Annotated in this window: 16 protein-coding genes; 11 read left to right on the top strand and 5 right to left on the bottom strand. The window is 61.9% G+C overall.

From position 1 onward, the window contains the following. Positions 1-62: 62 nt before the first annotated feature. Both ACESMW_RS14130 and ACESMW_RS14125 read right to left on the bottom strand, forming a co-directional pair. A complete protein-coding gene (locus tag ACESMW_RS14130; RefSeq protein ID WP_372987661.1) occupies positions 63-329 on the bottom strand; it encodes a hypothetical protein in 267 nt (88 codons plus the stop codon). Positions 330-416: 87 nt separating this feature from the next. Then, positions 417-1979 carry an inorganic phosphate transporter gene (locus ACESMW_RS14125; protein ID WP_372987660.1) on the bottom strand — a complete coding sequence of 521 codons (1563 nt, stop codon included), beginning with the start codon at positions 1977-1979 and terminating at the stop codon, positions 417-419. A 205-nt stretch (positions 1980-2184) separates the two neighbouring features. Here ACESMW_RS14125 and ACESMW_RS14120 point away from each other — a divergent pair, with 205 nt between their 5' ends. The 3 genes from ACESMW_RS14120 to ACESMW_RS14110 all read left to right on the top strand — a co-directional run bounded on the left by ACESMW_RS14120 (position 2185) and on the right by ACESMW_RS14110 (position 6466). Then, the gene (locus tag ACESMW_RS14120; RefSeq protein ID WP_372987659.1) at positions 2185-3288 is read left to right on the top strand and encodes a GGDEF domain-containing protein; all 1104 of its coding nucleotides are present in this window, start codon (positions 2185-2187) and stop codon (positions 3286-3288) included. A gap of 78 nt (positions 3289-3366) precedes the next feature. After that, positions 3367-3813 carry a flavodoxin gene (locus ACESMW_RS14115; protein WP_372987658.1) on the top strand — a complete coding sequence of 149 codons (447 nt, stop codon included), beginning with the start codon at positions 3367-3369 and terminating at the stop codon, positions 3811-3813. Positions 3814-3898: 85 nt separating this feature from the next. Next, entirely contained in the window at positions 3899-6466 is a 2568-nt protein-coding gene (locus ACESMW_RS14110; RefSeq protein ID WP_372987657.1) for an EAL domain-containing protein, read from the top strand. Here the strand turns inward: ACESMW_RS14110 and tesB are convergent. The 3 genes from tesB to ACESMW_RS14095 form a co-directional block, all read right to left on the bottom strand. Further along, a complete protein-coding gene (gene tesB / locus ACESMW_RS14105) occupies positions 6463-7320 on the bottom strand; it encodes an acyl-CoA thioesterase II (protein ID WP_372987656.1) in 858 nt (285 codons plus the stop codon). The genes ACESMW_RS14110 and tesB overlap by 4 nt on opposite strands. A 113-nt stretch (positions 7321-7433) precedes the next feature. Then, complete coding sequence (locus tag ACESMW_RS14100) at positions 7434-8588, bottom strand: NAD(P)/FAD-dependent oxidoreductase (protein ID WP_372987655.1); 1155 nt, start codon at positions 8586-8588, stop codon at positions 7434-7436. Between the two features lie 17 nt (positions 8589-8605). Continuing rightward, a complete protein-coding gene (locus ACESMW_RS14095) occupies positions 8606-8773 on the bottom strand; it encodes a rubredoxin (protein WP_008173532.1) in 168 nt (55 codons plus the stop codon). Positions 8774-9073: 300 nt separating this feature from the next. Here ACESMW_RS14095 and ACESMW_RS14090 point away from each other — a divergent pair, with 300 nt between their 5' ends. The 8 genes from ACESMW_RS14090 to ACESMW_RS14055 all read left to right on the top strand — a co-directional run. Continuing rightward, a complete protein-coding gene (locus tag ACESMW_RS14090; RefSeq protein WP_372987654.1) occupies positions 9074-9631 on the top strand; it encodes a hypoxanthine-guanine phosphoribosyltransferase in 558 nt (185 codons plus the stop codon). Continuing rightward, a complete protein-coding gene (locus ACESMW_RS14085; protein WP_372987653.1) occupies positions 9612-10157 on the top strand; it encodes a chorismate--pyruvate lyase family protein in 546 nt (181 codons plus the stop codon). Before ACESMW_RS14090 ends, ACESMW_RS14085 begins: the two co-directional genes overlap by 20 nt. Positions 10158-10240: 83 nt before the next feature. Further along, positions 10241-11128, top strand: coding sequence for a 4-hydroxybenzoate octaprenyltransferase (gene ubiA, locus ACESMW_RS14080; protein ID WP_372987652.1), 888 nt, complete (start codon positions 10241-10243; stop codon positions 11126-11128). A gap of 76 nt (positions 11129-11204) precedes the next feature. Beyond that, entirely contained in the window at positions 11205-11897 is a 693-nt protein-coding gene (phoB, locus tag ACESMW_RS14075; RefSeq protein ID WP_372987651.1) for a phosphate regulon transcriptional regulator PhoB, read from the top strand. A gap of 55 nt (positions 11898-11952) precedes the next feature. Further along, positions 11953-13275, top strand: coding sequence for a phosphate regulon sensor histidine kinase PhoR (phoR, locus tag ACESMW_RS14070; RefSeq protein WP_372987650.1), 1323 nt, complete (start codon positions 11953-11955; stop codon positions 13273-13275). A 169-nt stretch (positions 13276-13444) separates the two neighbouring features. Then, positions 13445-14653, top strand: a complete 1209-nt coding sequence (locus tag ACESMW_RS14065; protein WP_372987649.1) for a lytic murein transglycosylase — start codon at positions 13445-13447, stop codon at positions 14651-14653. Positions 14654-14686: 33 nt separating this feature from the next. Further along, positions 14687-15715: a metal-dependent hydrolase gene (locus tag ACESMW_RS14060; protein WP_372987648.1), complete on the top strand. Its 1029-nt coding sequence runs from the start codon at positions 14687-14689 to the stop codon at positions 15713-15715. Continuing rightward, the coding region (locus tag ACESMW_RS14055) for a pseudouridine synthase (protein WP_372987647.1) at positions 15715-16219 on the top strand (505 nt) is incomplete at its 3' end. The genes ACESMW_RS14060 and ACESMW_RS14055, both read left to right, overlap by 1 nt.

The raw sequence follows: 16219 nt of genomic DNA, 5'->3' as shown, positions 1-16219 counted from the left end.
TTTCGAAACGTCCACCCTGCTGGCTCCTCCCCGAGGCTTGAGACCCCGAGTTTAGGACAATCTCAGTAAAGCGCCTCTTCGTCATCCAGCACATCGTGGATGATATCCAGAAACATCTTGTCCGCCTCGCTCCAGTTCTCCGGAATCCGGATATTGGTGCTGGCACTGATTTCCTGGGCAATCAGCTCGTTGGCGTTGGGCTGGCCACGGTGCTTGCGGGCAATCTCCATCGATTTCACCGCAATGGTCGGATCGCTCAGGACCTTCTTGATGAAGGTCCTGAGCTCGTCAATCATCTTGGCCTGACGGCTTTCAACAGATGAACTCATACTTCACTCCCCGGACAGATAGGCTCGGGGGTGAAACACCCCCTTTTCGGATAGTATGACCAAACTGGCTTTATACAACCAGCCCGGTCAGATCAACAAGCCCCGGAGGGTAAAGAACAGGATCGCGGCCATGATGGCAGAGGCCGGCACGGTAATGATCCAGGCTGCGGCAATCTTCACCAGGTGTGAGCGCTTGACCATTTCTTCCCTGTAGATCTTTTTTAGACGCTTGCGCTCGGCTTTGGACAGTGGCACCTGCTGCTTATCTTTCTTCGCCTGCTTGAGGAGACTCTCCATCTCTTCCACAGAGGCATTGCGGAAATCGTCCAGGAAGGGTTTGAGGCGTTCCTGCTCATCCGGGTCGTGGTGTTCGATGATCTTGTGCAGCTGGGTTGCGTAGTTGCGCTTCAGGTACTCGCGCAGGAAACCGACACCAAAGACGCCACCGATGGCAATGTGGGTGGAGGAGACCGGCAGGCCCAGCTGGGAAGCCAGGATCACGGTCAGTGCTGCAGACAGGGCGATGCAGAAGGCCCGGGTCTTGTCCAGTTCGGTAATCTCGCTGCCCACGGTCTTGATCAGGCGCGGGCCGAATAGCATCAGGCCGACGGCAATACCCAGGGCCCCGACCATCATCACCCACAACGGAATGGCCGCAGAGGTAACGACGGCCCCGCCTGCCAGGGCATCATTGATGGCCGCCAGCGGACCGATGGCGTTGGCCACGTCGTTGGCACCGTGGGCGAAGCTGAGCAGGGCGGCGGCGAAGATCAGCGGCCAGGTGAAGAGGGTGTTTACGCCGGCGGAGCTGTTCTCCATGGTGGAGGCCTTGCGGCCGACGAGGGTACGAACCATCACGAACACCACGGCGGCCGCGACCAGGCCCACCAGGGAAGCCTCGAGGAAGTCCACCTTGATGACTTTCTTGACGCCCTTGACCATCAGGTAGGTGCCGAAGGCCCAGGCCATGATGGCCACCAACCAGGGAACAAAGGTGCGGGCCGCTGGCACCACGTCCTGGCGATAGAGCACGGTTTTCTTGATGGCAAACAGGAACAGGGCCGCAAGCGCACCACCGAGTACCGGCGAAATGACCCAGCTGGCGGCAATCTTGCCCATCACTGCCCAGTCGGCGATGCCCCAGCCACCGGCGGCAATACCGGCACCCAGTACACCACCCACGATGGAATGGGTGGTGGATACCGGCGCGCCCATCCAGGTGGCCAGGTTCAGCCACAGGGCACCCGCCAGCAGTGCCGCGGTCATCAGCCAGACAAAGGCCCGGCCATCATCCAGGGTGGACGGATCGATGATGCCGCCCTTGATGGTGGAGACCACATTACCCCCGGCAATCAGTGCCCCGCCAGCCTCGAAGACTGCCGCTATCAGGACCGCCGCCCCCAGGGACAGCGCTCCGGAGCCCACCGCCGGGCCCATGTTGTTGGCCACGTCGTTGGCACCGATGTTGATCGCCATGTAACCACCGATGACGGCCGCAGCCATCAACAGCATGCTGCCAGGCATTCCGTCGCTGAAAGAACCTACAGTCAGCCAGACGCCGAGAAGAAACAGCAGGCTGATTCCGACCCTGTATCTTTCCGTGGAAGGGCTGGTGAGGATGGTATCCAGGAATCCGGTTGAACGGGCCATAACAGATCAGGTCTCATTTGGTCAGAATGTAAACAGGCCGGTGGGCCGCGCGGCAACTATAATTTTTTTGTCACGAAATTGAAACCTGACCGTCATATGGATACGCAGCATCCGCAACTGTGATCCAGGACCGCGAACGCGCCACCAATTGGCGCATAATGACCAGATATGACGCCAAAAAATACAATAAAACCCTGAATCTCCTATGAATCAGTCCCAGTCCATCAGCCACCAGGCCGCCGGTGCGCGCGAGGATGCGCAGGTATCGAGGTTGCTGACGTGGCTGTCGTTCGCGGCCATCCTTTTCCTGCTGGGTATCGGGCTCAAGGCATGGTATTCCGGCCACACGCTGCATAGCTGGGTGCTCTGGTCCTGTTCCGTCCTGGTGGGACTGAACATGGTGTACTTTGCCCTGAGCGGTAACGGGGTGCGCCAGAAAGGCGGCCTGATTGTGGTGGTGGGCCTGCTGTTCGCGTACCTGATCGCCTCGGGCGGCGAGAGCAATACCGGTCCACTGTGGTTCTATGTCTTTCCACCGCTACTGTTTTTCCTCACCAGCCTGAAAGCCGGCACGGTGGTTCTGCTCATCTGTTACCTGGTGGCCGCGGTGGTGTTCCAGTTCCCCGACCTGCCGTTTGTCACTGCGGAGTATTCCAGTGACTTCAAGATCCGCTTTTTTGCCACCCTCACTTTCGAATCCATCTTCTGTTTCGTACTGGAGGCCGGACGACTCCGGGCCCGCAATGAACTGCTGGAACTGGTGGTGACCCACGAGCACGCCGCCAGGACCGACGAACTGACCGGCCTGTCCAACCGTCGGGACATACAACACCGACTGGCCAGCGAGTTTTCACGGTACCAGCGGGCCGGGCACCATTTCTCCATCGTGCTCATTGACCTGGACCTGTTCAAAAGCATCAATGACGAATACGGCCATGACGCCGGCGACGCAGTCCTGCGCCAGTTTTCGGCCCTGCTGCGGGACGTCGTCCGCCAGACCGACGTGGCCGCCCGCTGGGGCGGCGAGGAATTCCTGCTGCTGCTTCCGGACACGTCGCTGCTCCAGGCCCTCACCCTGGCCGAGCGGTTGCGGGCGGAGGTCGCCCAGGCACGCTTCCGGTTCAAAAGCCACTGCCTGCCGGTCACCATCAGTGCCGGGGTCTGCTCCATCGCCAAGGCGGCCTCCATCGATGAACTGCTCAAACAGGCCGATCTCAACCTCTATAACGCCAAGGACGCAGGGCGCAACCGGATCGCGCCACGGGTTCGCAGCCGCGGTGAGGACCACCCCATGGGTTCGCCGGCTTGAGAGCGGGCATCTCGATCGCTATGATCAGGCGCGACTCGGGCACAGGGTCCGAATACGGCAACTTTCACAGGACTGACAATGACAGCGATCCGAATTCTGGTCGGGAGCGTTTACGGCGGCGCCCTGATGACCGCACGGGAGATCCGGAAGGAACTCGAGGCCGACGGCCACCAGGTCACCGTGCTGGAGAATCCGAAACTCGCGGATATCACGTCCAACGACGAGCCCTTGCTGATCTGCACTTCCACCACGGGCCAGGGCGAGATCCCCGAGAACCTGCTGCACTTCTATGTCGACTTGAGAGAGCAGTTGCCACAGCAACCCGGGCGCCCGTTCGGCATCATCGTGCTGGGGGACAGCTCCTACGGCGACACCTTTTGTGGCGCCGGCGAGCTGATGGAGGAAGCCCTGTACGAAACCGCCGCCCGGAAAGTGGGAGACACCCTGCGCATCGATGCCATGGAAACCATGGAACCGGAGAGCGAAGCGCTGCCCTGGGTCAGGGACTGGATCAGACAACTCTGAGCGGACTCTGCAAACGCGTGGAAGGCCGATCCGGCGCTTGAGCCGCCGGTAACGACGGGTCATACTCGGGAGACAACGATAAGAAATGCGACAACCTGTGACCCTGACCCGCCCGCTCCAGCTTTTGATCACCCTGATGATCCTGTCGCTCCTGGCAGCCCCGTCCTTTGCTGCCGGCGACAGCGTGCGTCCGGCCATGGACTTCCTGCTGACCGATCCGGAGTCACCGGCAACCCCGGCGCAGGTCCAGGCAATGGACGGCTGGCAGTCACTGGAAGATCCGAGCCCGAACTTCGGTTATATGCGCAAAACCGTGTGGCTGCGCTTCCCGGTTCCCGAACGGGGTAATATCAATCTGCTGGAAATCGGTTATGCTCATCTGGACCACATCCGTTTCTTCCTGCTGGAGAACGGCGAGGTAGTAACCGAGGCCGCCGCCGGCGACCAACTCCCCTTCCTTGATCGTCCGGTGCACTATCGCAACTTCCTGTTCCGGTTTGACCATGCCCGCGAAGCCAACCAGCAGATCCTGCTCGAAGTCCGCACCAGCGGAGCCGTGCAGGTGCCGGTGCACCTGTGGCACGACAAGGATTTCTTCGAGAACGCGTTTTTCGAGGATCTGATCCATGCCGTCTATTACGGCATCCTGATTACCGTCATCTGCTTCAACCTGTTCATCTTCATTGCGCTGCGGGAAAAAATCTACCTGCTGTACGTGCTCTCCACCCTGGGCTATCTGGTGATCATCGGCAGCCTGAATGGCATTACTTACCAGCTGCTGTGGCCGGCCAATCCCGAGATACAGAACCGGTCCATGGTGCTGGGCATCCCCTTCGCCATGGTCTTCACGCTCTGGTTTGCCCAAGCGTTTCTCCAGCTGAAGAACCAGAGCCCTGCCACTGCCCGGGTGGTGAGCTTCGCGATCATCCTCAATACCATCGCAGCGCTGGCCACGTTCCTGACCGACTACAACACCGCCATCCGGCTGGTGGTGGCCCTGACCATTCCCAGCTGCCTGTTGCTGACACTGCTCGGGCCGCAGCAATGGCTTCGTGGCAACCGGCAGGCAATCTACTACACCCTGGCCTGGGGCGCGCTGACCCTGGGCAGTGCCGTGACCGCGGCCAACAAGTACGGCCTGCTACCCAACAGCTTCCTGAATGTTTATGCCATGCAGATCGGCTCGGCCCTGCAGGCAGTCCTGCTCGCCCTGGCCATGGCGAGCAGGATCTACCAGGAACGCCAGGACAAGGTGCTGGCCCGGGAAGCCGAGCTCCGAGCCCTTGAAGCCCGCCGCAGCGTGGAACTGAGGCTGATGGATCAGGCCCTGCACCATCCCCTTACCGGCCTGCCGAACCGCAGCAGCTTCGAGATGATGCTCAATGACCTGATCATGCGGCATCCCGAAAAACGTTATGGCATTGCCGTGGTCCACCTGAACAACCTGTCCTCAGTCACCAAGACCCTTGGCCACCGCAATACCGACCGGATCCTGGAACTGGCGGCCCTGCACTACAACTCGGTAGTCCAGACCATACCGGGGGCCATGCCGGTCGAACAGACCGATGAGCGCAACTACTTCCTGGCTTCCCTGGATCAGCAGTCTTTCGGCTTTATTGTCGATGCCACCCTGGCCGAGGCCTCCCCCCGGGCCGTGGTCACCGGCCTGGACAGCTTCCGGCAGTCTATCGATTACCTGGGCATGCAGGTTCCGCTGGACCCGCGCATGGGCGTGGCCATCTTCCCCGACCACGGTAGCGACGCCAACACCCTGATCCGCCGCGCCATCATCGCCGAGGGCTCCGAGCGGGCCCGGGACCGGGGCATGGCCTATTACAAGCCTTCCCGGGATGCCTACAGCGCGGACCGGCTGACCATGGTTTCGGAACTGCGCAAGGCCCTGGACAGCCACCAGCTGGCGCTCTACCTGCAACCCAAGCAATCCCTGGTCACAGGTCAGGTGGTCGGAATGGAGACGCTGATCCGGTGGCCGGGGCGCCAGAAGACGGTAAGCCCGGACGAAATCGTCCGGCTGGCGGAGCAGACCGGGCTGATCAAGCCGCTGACCCGTTGGGTGCTGGAGGAATCACTGCGCCTTCGTACCCAGTTGCTGGAGCAGGGATGGGATCTTGAGCTGTCCGCCAACATCTCGCCCAACAACCTGCGGGAGGCGGATTTTTCCCTTTATGTGCAGCGCCTGATGAATCGGTACGATGGCCACCGGGGCGCGGTCACGTTCGAGGTCACCGAAACCTCGATGATGCTGGACCCGGCCAACTCGCTGGAAGCCCTCAACGCCCTGAACGCCGCCGGAATCCGGGTCTCCATCGATGACTTCGGCTCCGGCTACTCCTCGCTGTCGTACATCAAGCAGCTGCCCGCCAGCGAGATCAAGATCGACCGCTCCCTGGTCACCGACCTGCCCAGCCAGGCCGAGGACCGGGTGATTGTCCAGACCACCATCGACATGTGCCACAATCTGGGCTATCAGGTGGTCGCCGAAGGTGTGGAGGATCAGGCGACCGCGGATCTGTTGAGAGACATGGGCTGCGACATGATCCAGGGCTATCTGGTCACACCGCCTTTGCCTGTGAATGAGTTCCTGGACTGGCTCAATGCCAGTGGCCGCCAGCCCTCACGCAAGCTGGGTTAGGAACGTTTGCGGATCAGCGCTTCCTGGGTGGTGGATGCCACCAGCACCCCGTCCCGGTTATAGAAGTTACCCCGGTTGAAGCCCCGGCCGCCCGAAGTGCTGGGGCTGTCCTTGTCATAGAGCAGCCACTCGTCCATGCGGAAATCCCGGTGGAACCAGATGGCGTGGTCCAGGCTGGCCACCTGCATGTTCTTGCTGGTGAAGGTCAGTCCGTGGGGCTGCATGGACGTGGCCAGGAAGTGGAAATCGGAGGCATAGGTCAACAGGCACCGGTGCAGCACCGGGTCCTCGGGCAGCGGCCCCTGGGCCCGCAACCAGCTCTGCCTGTAGGGCGGTCGCTTCTCCGGCTGCAACGGATTGACCGGATCCACCGGGCGGATCTCGATGGGTCGATCCCGGGTCAGGGTCTCCCGGAAGCGCTCGGGCACTTGCGGAGCCAGGATCCGGCCCAGTTCCTGCTCGGACTTGAGGGTTTCCGGCTCGGGCGCATCGGGCATATCGAACTGGTGCTCGAAGCCCGGCTCCTCACCCTGGAAGGACATGGAGCCGGTCAGGATTTCCTTGCCATCCTGACGGGCAATCACCCGGCGTACGGAGAAGCTGCCGCCGTCCCGGACCCGCTGCACCTCGTAGTCAATGGGCATGCTGTGATTGCCCGGGCGCAGGAAATAGGCATGGAGAGAATGGCACAGACGATTCTCAACGGTGCGGCTGGCGGCCATCAGCGCCTGGCCGAGGACCTGGCCACCGAACACATTGGGAAACCCCAGGTCCTCACTGTCGCCCTGGAAGTGATCGTCGCCGATGGGGGAAAGATCCAGAAGCTCCACCAGCTTCTGTGTGACTTCTAGCATGCCTGCTCCTGTTAATTAGCTCACGAAGGGGTTTTCTACCCCAAGTGCGGTTTTTTCGCAATGACACGCAGGCATGGCCCGCGACGACATCACTGCCACAGGCCATGGAAGGCTCAGTCGTGAATGGGCGGCACTTCCTTCGCCAGGGCCTGTTTTTCCACGGCGAAGCGACCCGTCACTGCGAACCCCAACACCTCTCCCGCATCATTGCGGAACAGGGCACGCACACTGGTTCCCTCGGATTCCACTTCCCACTGGCCGCCGGCCCCGGACGGGGGCGGGCACACGGCGGTCGGGCAGCAGGGGGTCTTGATCATCACCGGCATGGTGCCATAGCTCACCTCCGTGCGCTCGCCAGTGAGGGTTTTGGCCAGCGCCCGGGCACAGGCCATCAGTGGCAGTACATACAGCAGCACATGACCATCCACCTCGGCGCAATCCCCCAGGGCATAGACATCCGGGGCCGAGGTTTCCAGGGCGCGGTTCACCCGGATACCCTTGCCGACATCCAGGCCGGCGCTCTCGGCCAGGCCCGTCCGGGGATGAAGACCAACGGCGGAAAGGACAACGTCCGCATCGAGACTCTCGCCATTGGCAAGGGTCAGCCTGACGCCACCGTTCTGACGATCGATCCGCTCGACCACAGTCCCCAGGTGAAACCGGACGCCCAGGTTCTCCAGCTCCTGCTGAACCGCGTTGGCAGCCGGTTCCGGCAACAGGCCCGGCATCACCACTTCCGATGGCGCGATAACGTCCACCTCATAGTCGCCATTGCGCAGATCGTTGGCAAATTCGCAGCCGATCAGACCGGCACCCATGATCGCCACCCGCTGGCCATCCGCCAGCGCCTCGCGGAAGGCCCGATAGTCCATCAGGTCATTGATGGAGAACACATGCTCCTGGCCATCACCGGCAATGGTCAGGCGAATCACATCCGCGCCCCAGGCCAGCACCAGCTTGCTGTACTTCAGCCGTTCATCGCCGAGGATCAGTTCGTGGGCCTCGGGATCGATGCCGGTCACCGTGGTGAAGGTCCGGAGCTGCACATCGAGCTGCTCCGCCATGGCCTCGGTGGACGCCTGGGCAAGACCATCGGCATCCTTGCCCTTGGTGAATCCTGTGGACAACATGGGCTTGGAATAGCTGACGCCGTCATCAGCGGTAACCATGATCACCGGGCTTTCGTTATCCTGTTTCCGGAGCTCCCGGGCCAGGGAGTAGCCGGACAAACCGGTCCCGACAATAACGATGGGGGCCTGTTCAGACATAGCGGTACTCCCGTCCGTTAACCGATCTCGATCATCTCGAAGTCTTCCTTGCCCACGCCGCAATCCGGACACACCCAGTCCTCGGGCACATCTTCCCACTTGGTACCCGGCTCGATACCATCTTCCGGCCAGCCCTCGGCCTCGTCATAGATCAGCCCACAGACCACGCACTGCCACTTTTTCATCAATACTCTCCCCGAACATTCGCTTGTGGATGAATCGCTGGGCGCATAGTAATTGTCCGACAATCATACGCGCAAGTTGTTTTGCCTGTTCCCGGCCACCAACAGTTGTCATGGCAGGCCACCATGGCTTTACGGGTCATCATACCGGCCGACTTCCCGGACACCAATGCCATTACGGACGGCCACCCGGAGAGTTTTCTGCCAATAGCCATAAATACAGATATTGGCCCCCACAACCGCCCCTCCCTTCTGACCAGCCACTCCGGTATAATCGCCCGTTTTAGACAGGATCCGACCGTTATGACCGATACCGTCGCCGAAATGAACCAGGTCATGGCCGAGGCCGACTGCCTGGTTGACGAACAGCAGGTACAGGCTGCCATCGGCAATCTGGCTGACGACATCACCGCCCGTCTCAAGGACAGTAATCCGCTGCTGTTCTGTGTAATGAACGGGGGCCTGATCCTCACCGGCCAACTGCTGACCCGGCTGACCTTCTTGGTCCAGGCCGAGTACCTTCACGCTACCCGATACCGCCAGGAAACCACGGGCGGCATCCTGGAATGGAAGCTACAGCCCGAGGCCGACATGAATGGCCGTACCGTGCTGATCGTCGATGACATTCTCGACGAAGGCACCACCCTGTGCGCGATTGCGGACTACTGCCTGGCCCATGGCGCATCCGAGGTCCTGACCGCGGTGCTGGTGGACAAGCAGCACGATCGCAAGGCCCGCCCAGGTCTCAAGGCCGACTTCACCGGCCTGGAAGTGGAAGACCGCTTCCTGTTCGGTTACGGCATGGACTACAAAGGCTATTGGCGCAACGCCCCCGGGATCTATGCCGTCAAGGGACTCTGAGCACCAACCGGGCATTCCTCTGACCCACTGGTACCGTTCCCTGGCCGCAGCCGGCCTTCGTAACCCGGAGGTTCGTGGCCCGGCCCGCTACTGGCTCCAGCTGGAGGGTTCGTTCACCCGTGCCCTCCAGAAAGAATGCCGCGAATCCTTCCACGTCGAGATCCAGCGCGAAGGCTTCGGTCGCCCCACACTCGAGGAGGCGCAGCGGTTGGCCATACCCGAGCGCGAGCAGGCGTGGATCCGCGAGGTCCATCTCTGCGGGGACGGGCACCCCTGGGTGCTGGCCCGTACCATCATCCCCCTGGACTGCCTGGAAGGGCGCAACCGAATCCTGCGTAACCTGGGCAACAAGCCCCTCGGTGCCTACCTGTTCAGTAGCCCACGCTGGCAACGCGGCCCCCTGGAAACCGGCCTGTGTACTCCGCAGGGTAGCGAGCAACCCCGCCTGGCCCGCCGCTCGATCTTCCATGACGGGAATCATGCCCTGCTGGTGGGCGAATACCTGTTGCCGATCCTGTATTCCTGAACCCGGCCTTTAACCGGTCGGAACCGGCTGGCTATAATCCGCAGATCTGCCCGTTTTCCATTTGCTGCAACCGGATGCGTACCATGATCCCGAACGCCATGCCCGAACACGTCCAGAGCCGCCTGACCGATTACGCCAGGCTGTTGCGAATCGATCGCCCCATCGGCTCACTGCTTCTGCTCTGGCCCACTTACTGGGCACTCTGGCTCGCCGGGGACGGCAACCCCGGTATCGGCAACATCATCGTCTTTACCCTGGGCGTGTTCTTCATGCGCGCCGCCGGCTGCGCCATCAATGATTTTGCCGACCGGGACTGGGACAAACACGTCAAGCGCACCAAAGACCGCCCACTGACCGCCGGGCGCATCCAGGCCTGGGAGGCAGTCGCCCTGTTTGCCGCCCTGTGCCTGATCTCGTTCCTGATGGTGGTTCTGTTCACCAATACCCTGACCCTGTACCTGTCCTTTGGCGGGGTCATCCTGGCGTTCATCTATCCGTTCATGAAACGCTATACCCACCTGCCCCAGCTCTTTCTGGGCGCCGCCTTCTCCTGGGCCATTCCCATGGCCTGGGCGGCGGAGGCCAATGAACTCAGCCAGCTGACCTGGCTGCTGTTCACCGCCAACGTACTCTGGACTGTGGCCTATGACACCCTCTACGCCATGGTCGACCGGGACGATGACCTCAAGGTCGGCATCAAGTCCACGGCCATCCTGTTCGGGGATGCCGACAAGGCCATCATCGGCATGCTCCAGGCCCTGGTCATCCTGATCCTGGTGATGGTTGGCCACCGGGCGGAGTTGGGCGTGTTCTACTATCTGGGCGTCGCCGTCATGGCCGGCCTGTTTGCCTATCATCAGTACCTGGCCCGGGATCGGGCTCGTGAGGGCTGCTTCAAGGCCTTCCTGAACAACAACTGGGCCGGCTTTGCGGTCTTTGCGGGGCTGGTGATCGACCTGTTGTTCCGCTGAGGCTGTCATATACTTGTCATACTTCGGCGTTGTAATGAGGCAGCAACAAATCAAGGTCTGACACAGGTTACAAACCATGAACGGAAAAACTGTCCTGATCGTCGATGACGAGGCCCCCATCCGGGAAATGATTGCCGTGGCCCTCGAAATGGCAGATTACGACTACATTGAGGCAGCGGATGCCCGGGAAGCCCATGCCCTGATTGTCGACAAACAACCGGATCTGGTCCTGCTCGACTGGATGCTACCGGGCACCAGCGGCGTCGAGCTGGCCCGGCGACTGAAGAAAGACGAGGCCACCGCCGACATCCCGATCATCATGCTCACGGCCAAGGTCGAGGAAGACAACAAGATCCAGGGCCTGGAAGTGGGAGCCGATGACTACATCACCAAACCCTTCAGCCCCCGCGAGCTGGTTGCCCGCCTCAAGGCGGTATTGCGCCGCGCCACCCCGCCCGGAGTCGACACCCCGATCGAGGTGGAGGGGCTGACCCTGGATCCGGTCGGCCACCGGGTCACCACCGAGGAAGGTGCCCTGACCATGGGTCCGACCGAATACCGTTTACTGCAGTTCTTCATGACGCACCAGGAACGGGTCTATACTCGCTCCCAGCTTCTGGACCAGGTCTGGGGCGGCAACGTCTACGTCGAGGAGCGCACCGTCGATGTCCACATCCGGCGGTTACGCAAGGCCCTGGGGGACAGGTACGACCATCTGATCCAGACTGTTCGGGGAACCGGTTACCGCTTCTCCACCAGAGCCGCATAAGCACTGCCGGCCACTCATTCTGCATCAGGCCGGAACCGACACAAGGCAGCTTTCGATGCACCACAACTGGTCACGCTACCTGCGGATAATCATTGCCGGGCTCGCCATTACCACGCTGGTGGGCTTCATTTTCGACAGGCCGCTGTGGGGCCTGACCTTCGGGCTGGTGGTCTACCTGTGGTGGACCCTGGTCCAGGCGCGCCGCCTCTATCATTGGCTGGCCAATCCCAGTGGCACTGATGAAGCACCCCAGAGCATTGGCATGTGGGGCGACATTTTCGATGGCCTGAACAAGCTGCACCAGAACCACCTGCGCACCCAGGACCGGCTGCGGACGCGGATCAACCGGGTACAGGAGTCCACCAACGCCATGCGCGACGGGGTCATCATGACCGATTCGCGGGGCGCGATGGAGTGGTGGAACGGCTCGGCCGAGCACCTGCTGGGCTTCCGCCGCAATACCGACCAGGGTCAGTACATCCACAACCTGATCCGCAACCCGGTGTTCAAGAACTACTTTGATTCCCGGGACTATCGGGAGCCGCTGGAGATCAACTCTCCGGCCAAGCCCCACATCCATCTGCAGATCCAGATCAGCCTGTTCGGCGATGACGACCGGCTGATCGTCGCCAAGGATGTCACCCGCCTCTACCAGCTGGAGCAGATGCGGCGCGACTTTGTCGGCAACGTGTCTCACGAGATGCGCACCCCGCTGACGGTGATCAGCGGCTACCTGGAAACCCTGGTGGACCACGCCGACGAACTACCCCCCAAGTGGCGGCGGGCCATCAACACCATGGCCGCCCAGTCCTCACGAATGGAGGCCCTGATCACCGACCTGATCCTCCTGTCCCGGATCGAGACCGGCGAACAGACAGTGGACGATGCCCTGACCGACGTCGATGCCCTGATCGAACAGATCTGCCACGATGCCAAGGCTCTCAGCGGCGACAAGCAGCACGAATTCACCGTCGATATCACCGACCACCGGTTACTGCGGGGTGACGAGAACCAGTTACGCAGCGCCTTCTCGAACCTGGTGTTCAACGCCGTGAAATACACCCCGGCCCATGGCCATCTCACCATTTCCTGGACCACCAACCGAGAGGGCGCGCACCTTTCGGTCAAGGACACCGGCATGGGGATCGACCCGGTGCACATCCCCCGGCTGACCGAACGCTTCTACCGGGCCGACCCGAGCCGCCACAAGGATACCGGCGGTACCGGCCTGGGCCTCGCGATCGTCAAGCACGTCCTGCTTAACCACGATGGTAACCTGGAGATCCGCAGCCGGATTGGCGAGGGCAGCGAGTTCATCTGTCACTTCCCGCGGGAAAGGCTGGTCGAGCGGGTACCGGAAACCACCGCGAACGATTAACCGGCACCCCGGGGAACCGGAAGCTTAAACAATTGTCATGCCCTACTGGTCATTGCGGTATTTTCACACCCTGAAAACACGCTACCATGGCCATAACAGCTTCCATCCAAGACTATCCGGTTCGAGGTATCGAGTGCGCTTCACTCTCTCAAGATCATCCCGCGGGCCCTTGGCCCTGATCATTGCCAGCATCCTGGCTCCGGTGACGGGTACCGCCCTCGCCCAGGACCAGGCCGAGCCAATCAGCCAGCGGGCGTTTGTCGAGTGCAAGGCCAGGCTCGAGCAACAGGCTATCGAGGGCGGAGTCAGCCAGGCCACCGCCAGCCAGGTAATGGCACAGGTGGAACACCTGGACCGGGTGATCGAACTGGATCGCCGGCAACCGGAGTTCACCACCACCTTCGCCGATTACCTGAATCGTCGGGTCAATGAGGCCCGGGTCAGCAAGGGCCGGGAGATGCTTGCCGAGCACCGGGACCTGCTGGAGCGGGTAACGGATGAAACCGGTGTTCCGGCACCCTATCTGGTGGCGTTCTGGGGCCTGGAGACCAATTTCGGCAGCTACTTCGGCAAGATGTCTGTGCCCAGCGCCCTGACCACTCTCGCCTGTGATGCCCGCCGGAGCACCTTCTTCACTCAGCAGCTGATCGCCGCCCTGCGCATCATCGATGAGGGCGCGATACCCGCTGACCAGATGGAGGGCTCCTGGGCCGGCGCCATGGGGCACGTCCAGTTCATGCCCACGGTCTTTCTACAGCATGCGGTGGACGCCGATGGCGATGGTCGCCGGGATCTCTGGAATAGCCTGCCCGATGCCATGATGTCTGCCGGAAAATTCCTGCAGTCCATGGGCTGGGACGGGGACTACCGCTGGGGGCGCGAGGTATTGCTGCCCGACAACTTCAATTACAACCTGGCCGATGGCCGCCGCCTGGCGCTGACCGAATGGCGCAACATGGGCATCACCGATGCCTTTGGCAACGGCCTGTCCCGCGCCGACATCAAGGCCAAGCTCGTGGTGCCTGCGGGGCATCAGGGACCGGCGTTTCTGGTCTACGATAATTTCCGGGTGATCATGGGCTGGAACCGTTCCGAATTCTACGCCATCGCCGTCGGCCACCTGGCGGATCGGGTGGCGGGTGCCGGCAAGCTGCAGAACCCGCCGCCGGAGGATGCACCGGCCCTGTCCCGGGACAACATCATGGAACTGCAAGAAGCCCTGACCGACCGGGGTTTTGACACCGGCAAACCGGACGGCATCCTCGGTCCGGCCACACGATCGGCCATTCGCAAGTTCCAGGCTGCCTCCGGCATGGTTGCCGATGGCTATCCCGGGCAAGCCGTTCTGGCCAGACTGAACGTATCTACCGGTAACTGATTCGATACGTAAGGCAGAGGTCGGACAAACGTCATGGATTCCATAACCCAGGTTGCCCTTGGAGCCTCCATCGCCGGTGCGGTTGCGGGTAAAACCCTGGGACGCTCGGCACTCCTGATCGGCGGTGCGCTCGGCACACTGCCCGATCTGGACGTGGTCATCGACTATGGCTCCGCCGTAGCCAACTTCACCCAGCATCGTGGTTTCAGCCACTCGCTCTTGGTCCTGGCGCCGCTGGCCCTGTTGCTGGCGTGGCTACTCTGGCGCTGGAAGCCCGAGCTGGCCTTCCGACGATGGCTGCTGCTGACCGGCCTTATCCTGCTGACCCACCCGATACTGGACGCCTTTACCACCTATGGCACCCAGTTGTTCTGGCCGTTTGGCGGACCGGTTGCCATCAACAGCATCTTCATCATCGACCCGGTCTACACCCTGCCACTGCTGGCCGGCTGCATTCTGTTCCTGATCCGACCGCCGGCCCAGCGTGCCATTGCCGTTGGCCTGGCCCTCTCCACTGTTTATCTCGGCTGGACCCTGGCCGCGCAACAGATCATCACCGACCGGGTCACGCCCGCGCTGGCACAGGCTGGAATGGAGAACGCCCGGCTGATGGTCCAGCCGATGCCGTTCAATACTGTGTTGTGGCGGGCCACCGCCATAAACGACGAGCAGCGGGTGGAAATCGTTACCGGCTTCCTCGACGGTGACCAGCCGCTGACCCTGGAAACCTTTCCCCGCGACCCGCAACTGGCACAAGCCGTGGCCAATCTGCCGGAAGTACGTCGCCTGGAATGGTTCACCGGCGGCTTTCTGGACTATGCCACCGACGGTGACCGGATTACCGCCACAGACATCCGCCTGGGTCTGCCCGGTGCGCACCCCTTCACCTTCGTGGTCGCCCGCGAGAACGGTGGCCAGCTCCTGCCGCTCACCAGCAGCCGCCTGCCCAGGCCCTCGGTCAATGACCAGGCGCTGAGCCAGCTGTGGGCCCGGGTGACCGGCAAGAGCAAGGTGCTTTGCCTTGCCACCCTGAGCTCACCGGCACCGGGACAGAGTTGCTGATGAATCTGCGCCTGGACCAGTTCATCGCCACTTGCACCGAACTGTCCCGCAAGGAAGCCAAGCGGGCGATTGGCACCGGCGCCGTTACCGTCGACGGTGGCGTCTGCAAAACCGCCAACCGGAAAATTCCCGATGATGCACGCGTCACCCTGGATGGTGAAGTCCTGACCCTGCCCGGGGAGCGCTACCTGATGATGAACAAGCCGATGGGCGTGGTCAGCGCTACCAGCGACAGCGAGCATCCGACCGCCCTGGACCTGCTGCCCGCCGAACTTGCCCGGGACCTGCACATGGCCGGACGGCTGGACCTGGATACCACCGGCCTGTTGCTGCTGACCACTGACGGCCAGTGGTCCCACCGCGTCACCTCGCCCCGGACCGACTGCCCCAAGACCTACCGGGTCAGTCTCGAAGAACCGCTGACCGAAGCAGCGGAACAGGCACTGATGGCCGGGGTGTTACTGCGGAATGAGGACCGAAAAACCCGCCCGGCAACGATCAGGC

Origin of the sequence: Marinobacter sp. (assembly GCF_041690455.1) — a bacterium.
Taxonomy (GTDB): domain Bacteria; phylum Pseudomonadota; class Gammaproteobacteria; order Pseudomonadales; family Oleiphilaceae; genus Marinobacter.
The sequence above is the reverse complement of the archived record's forward strand: the minus strand, read 5'-3'. Positions and strand labels throughout refer to the sequence as shown.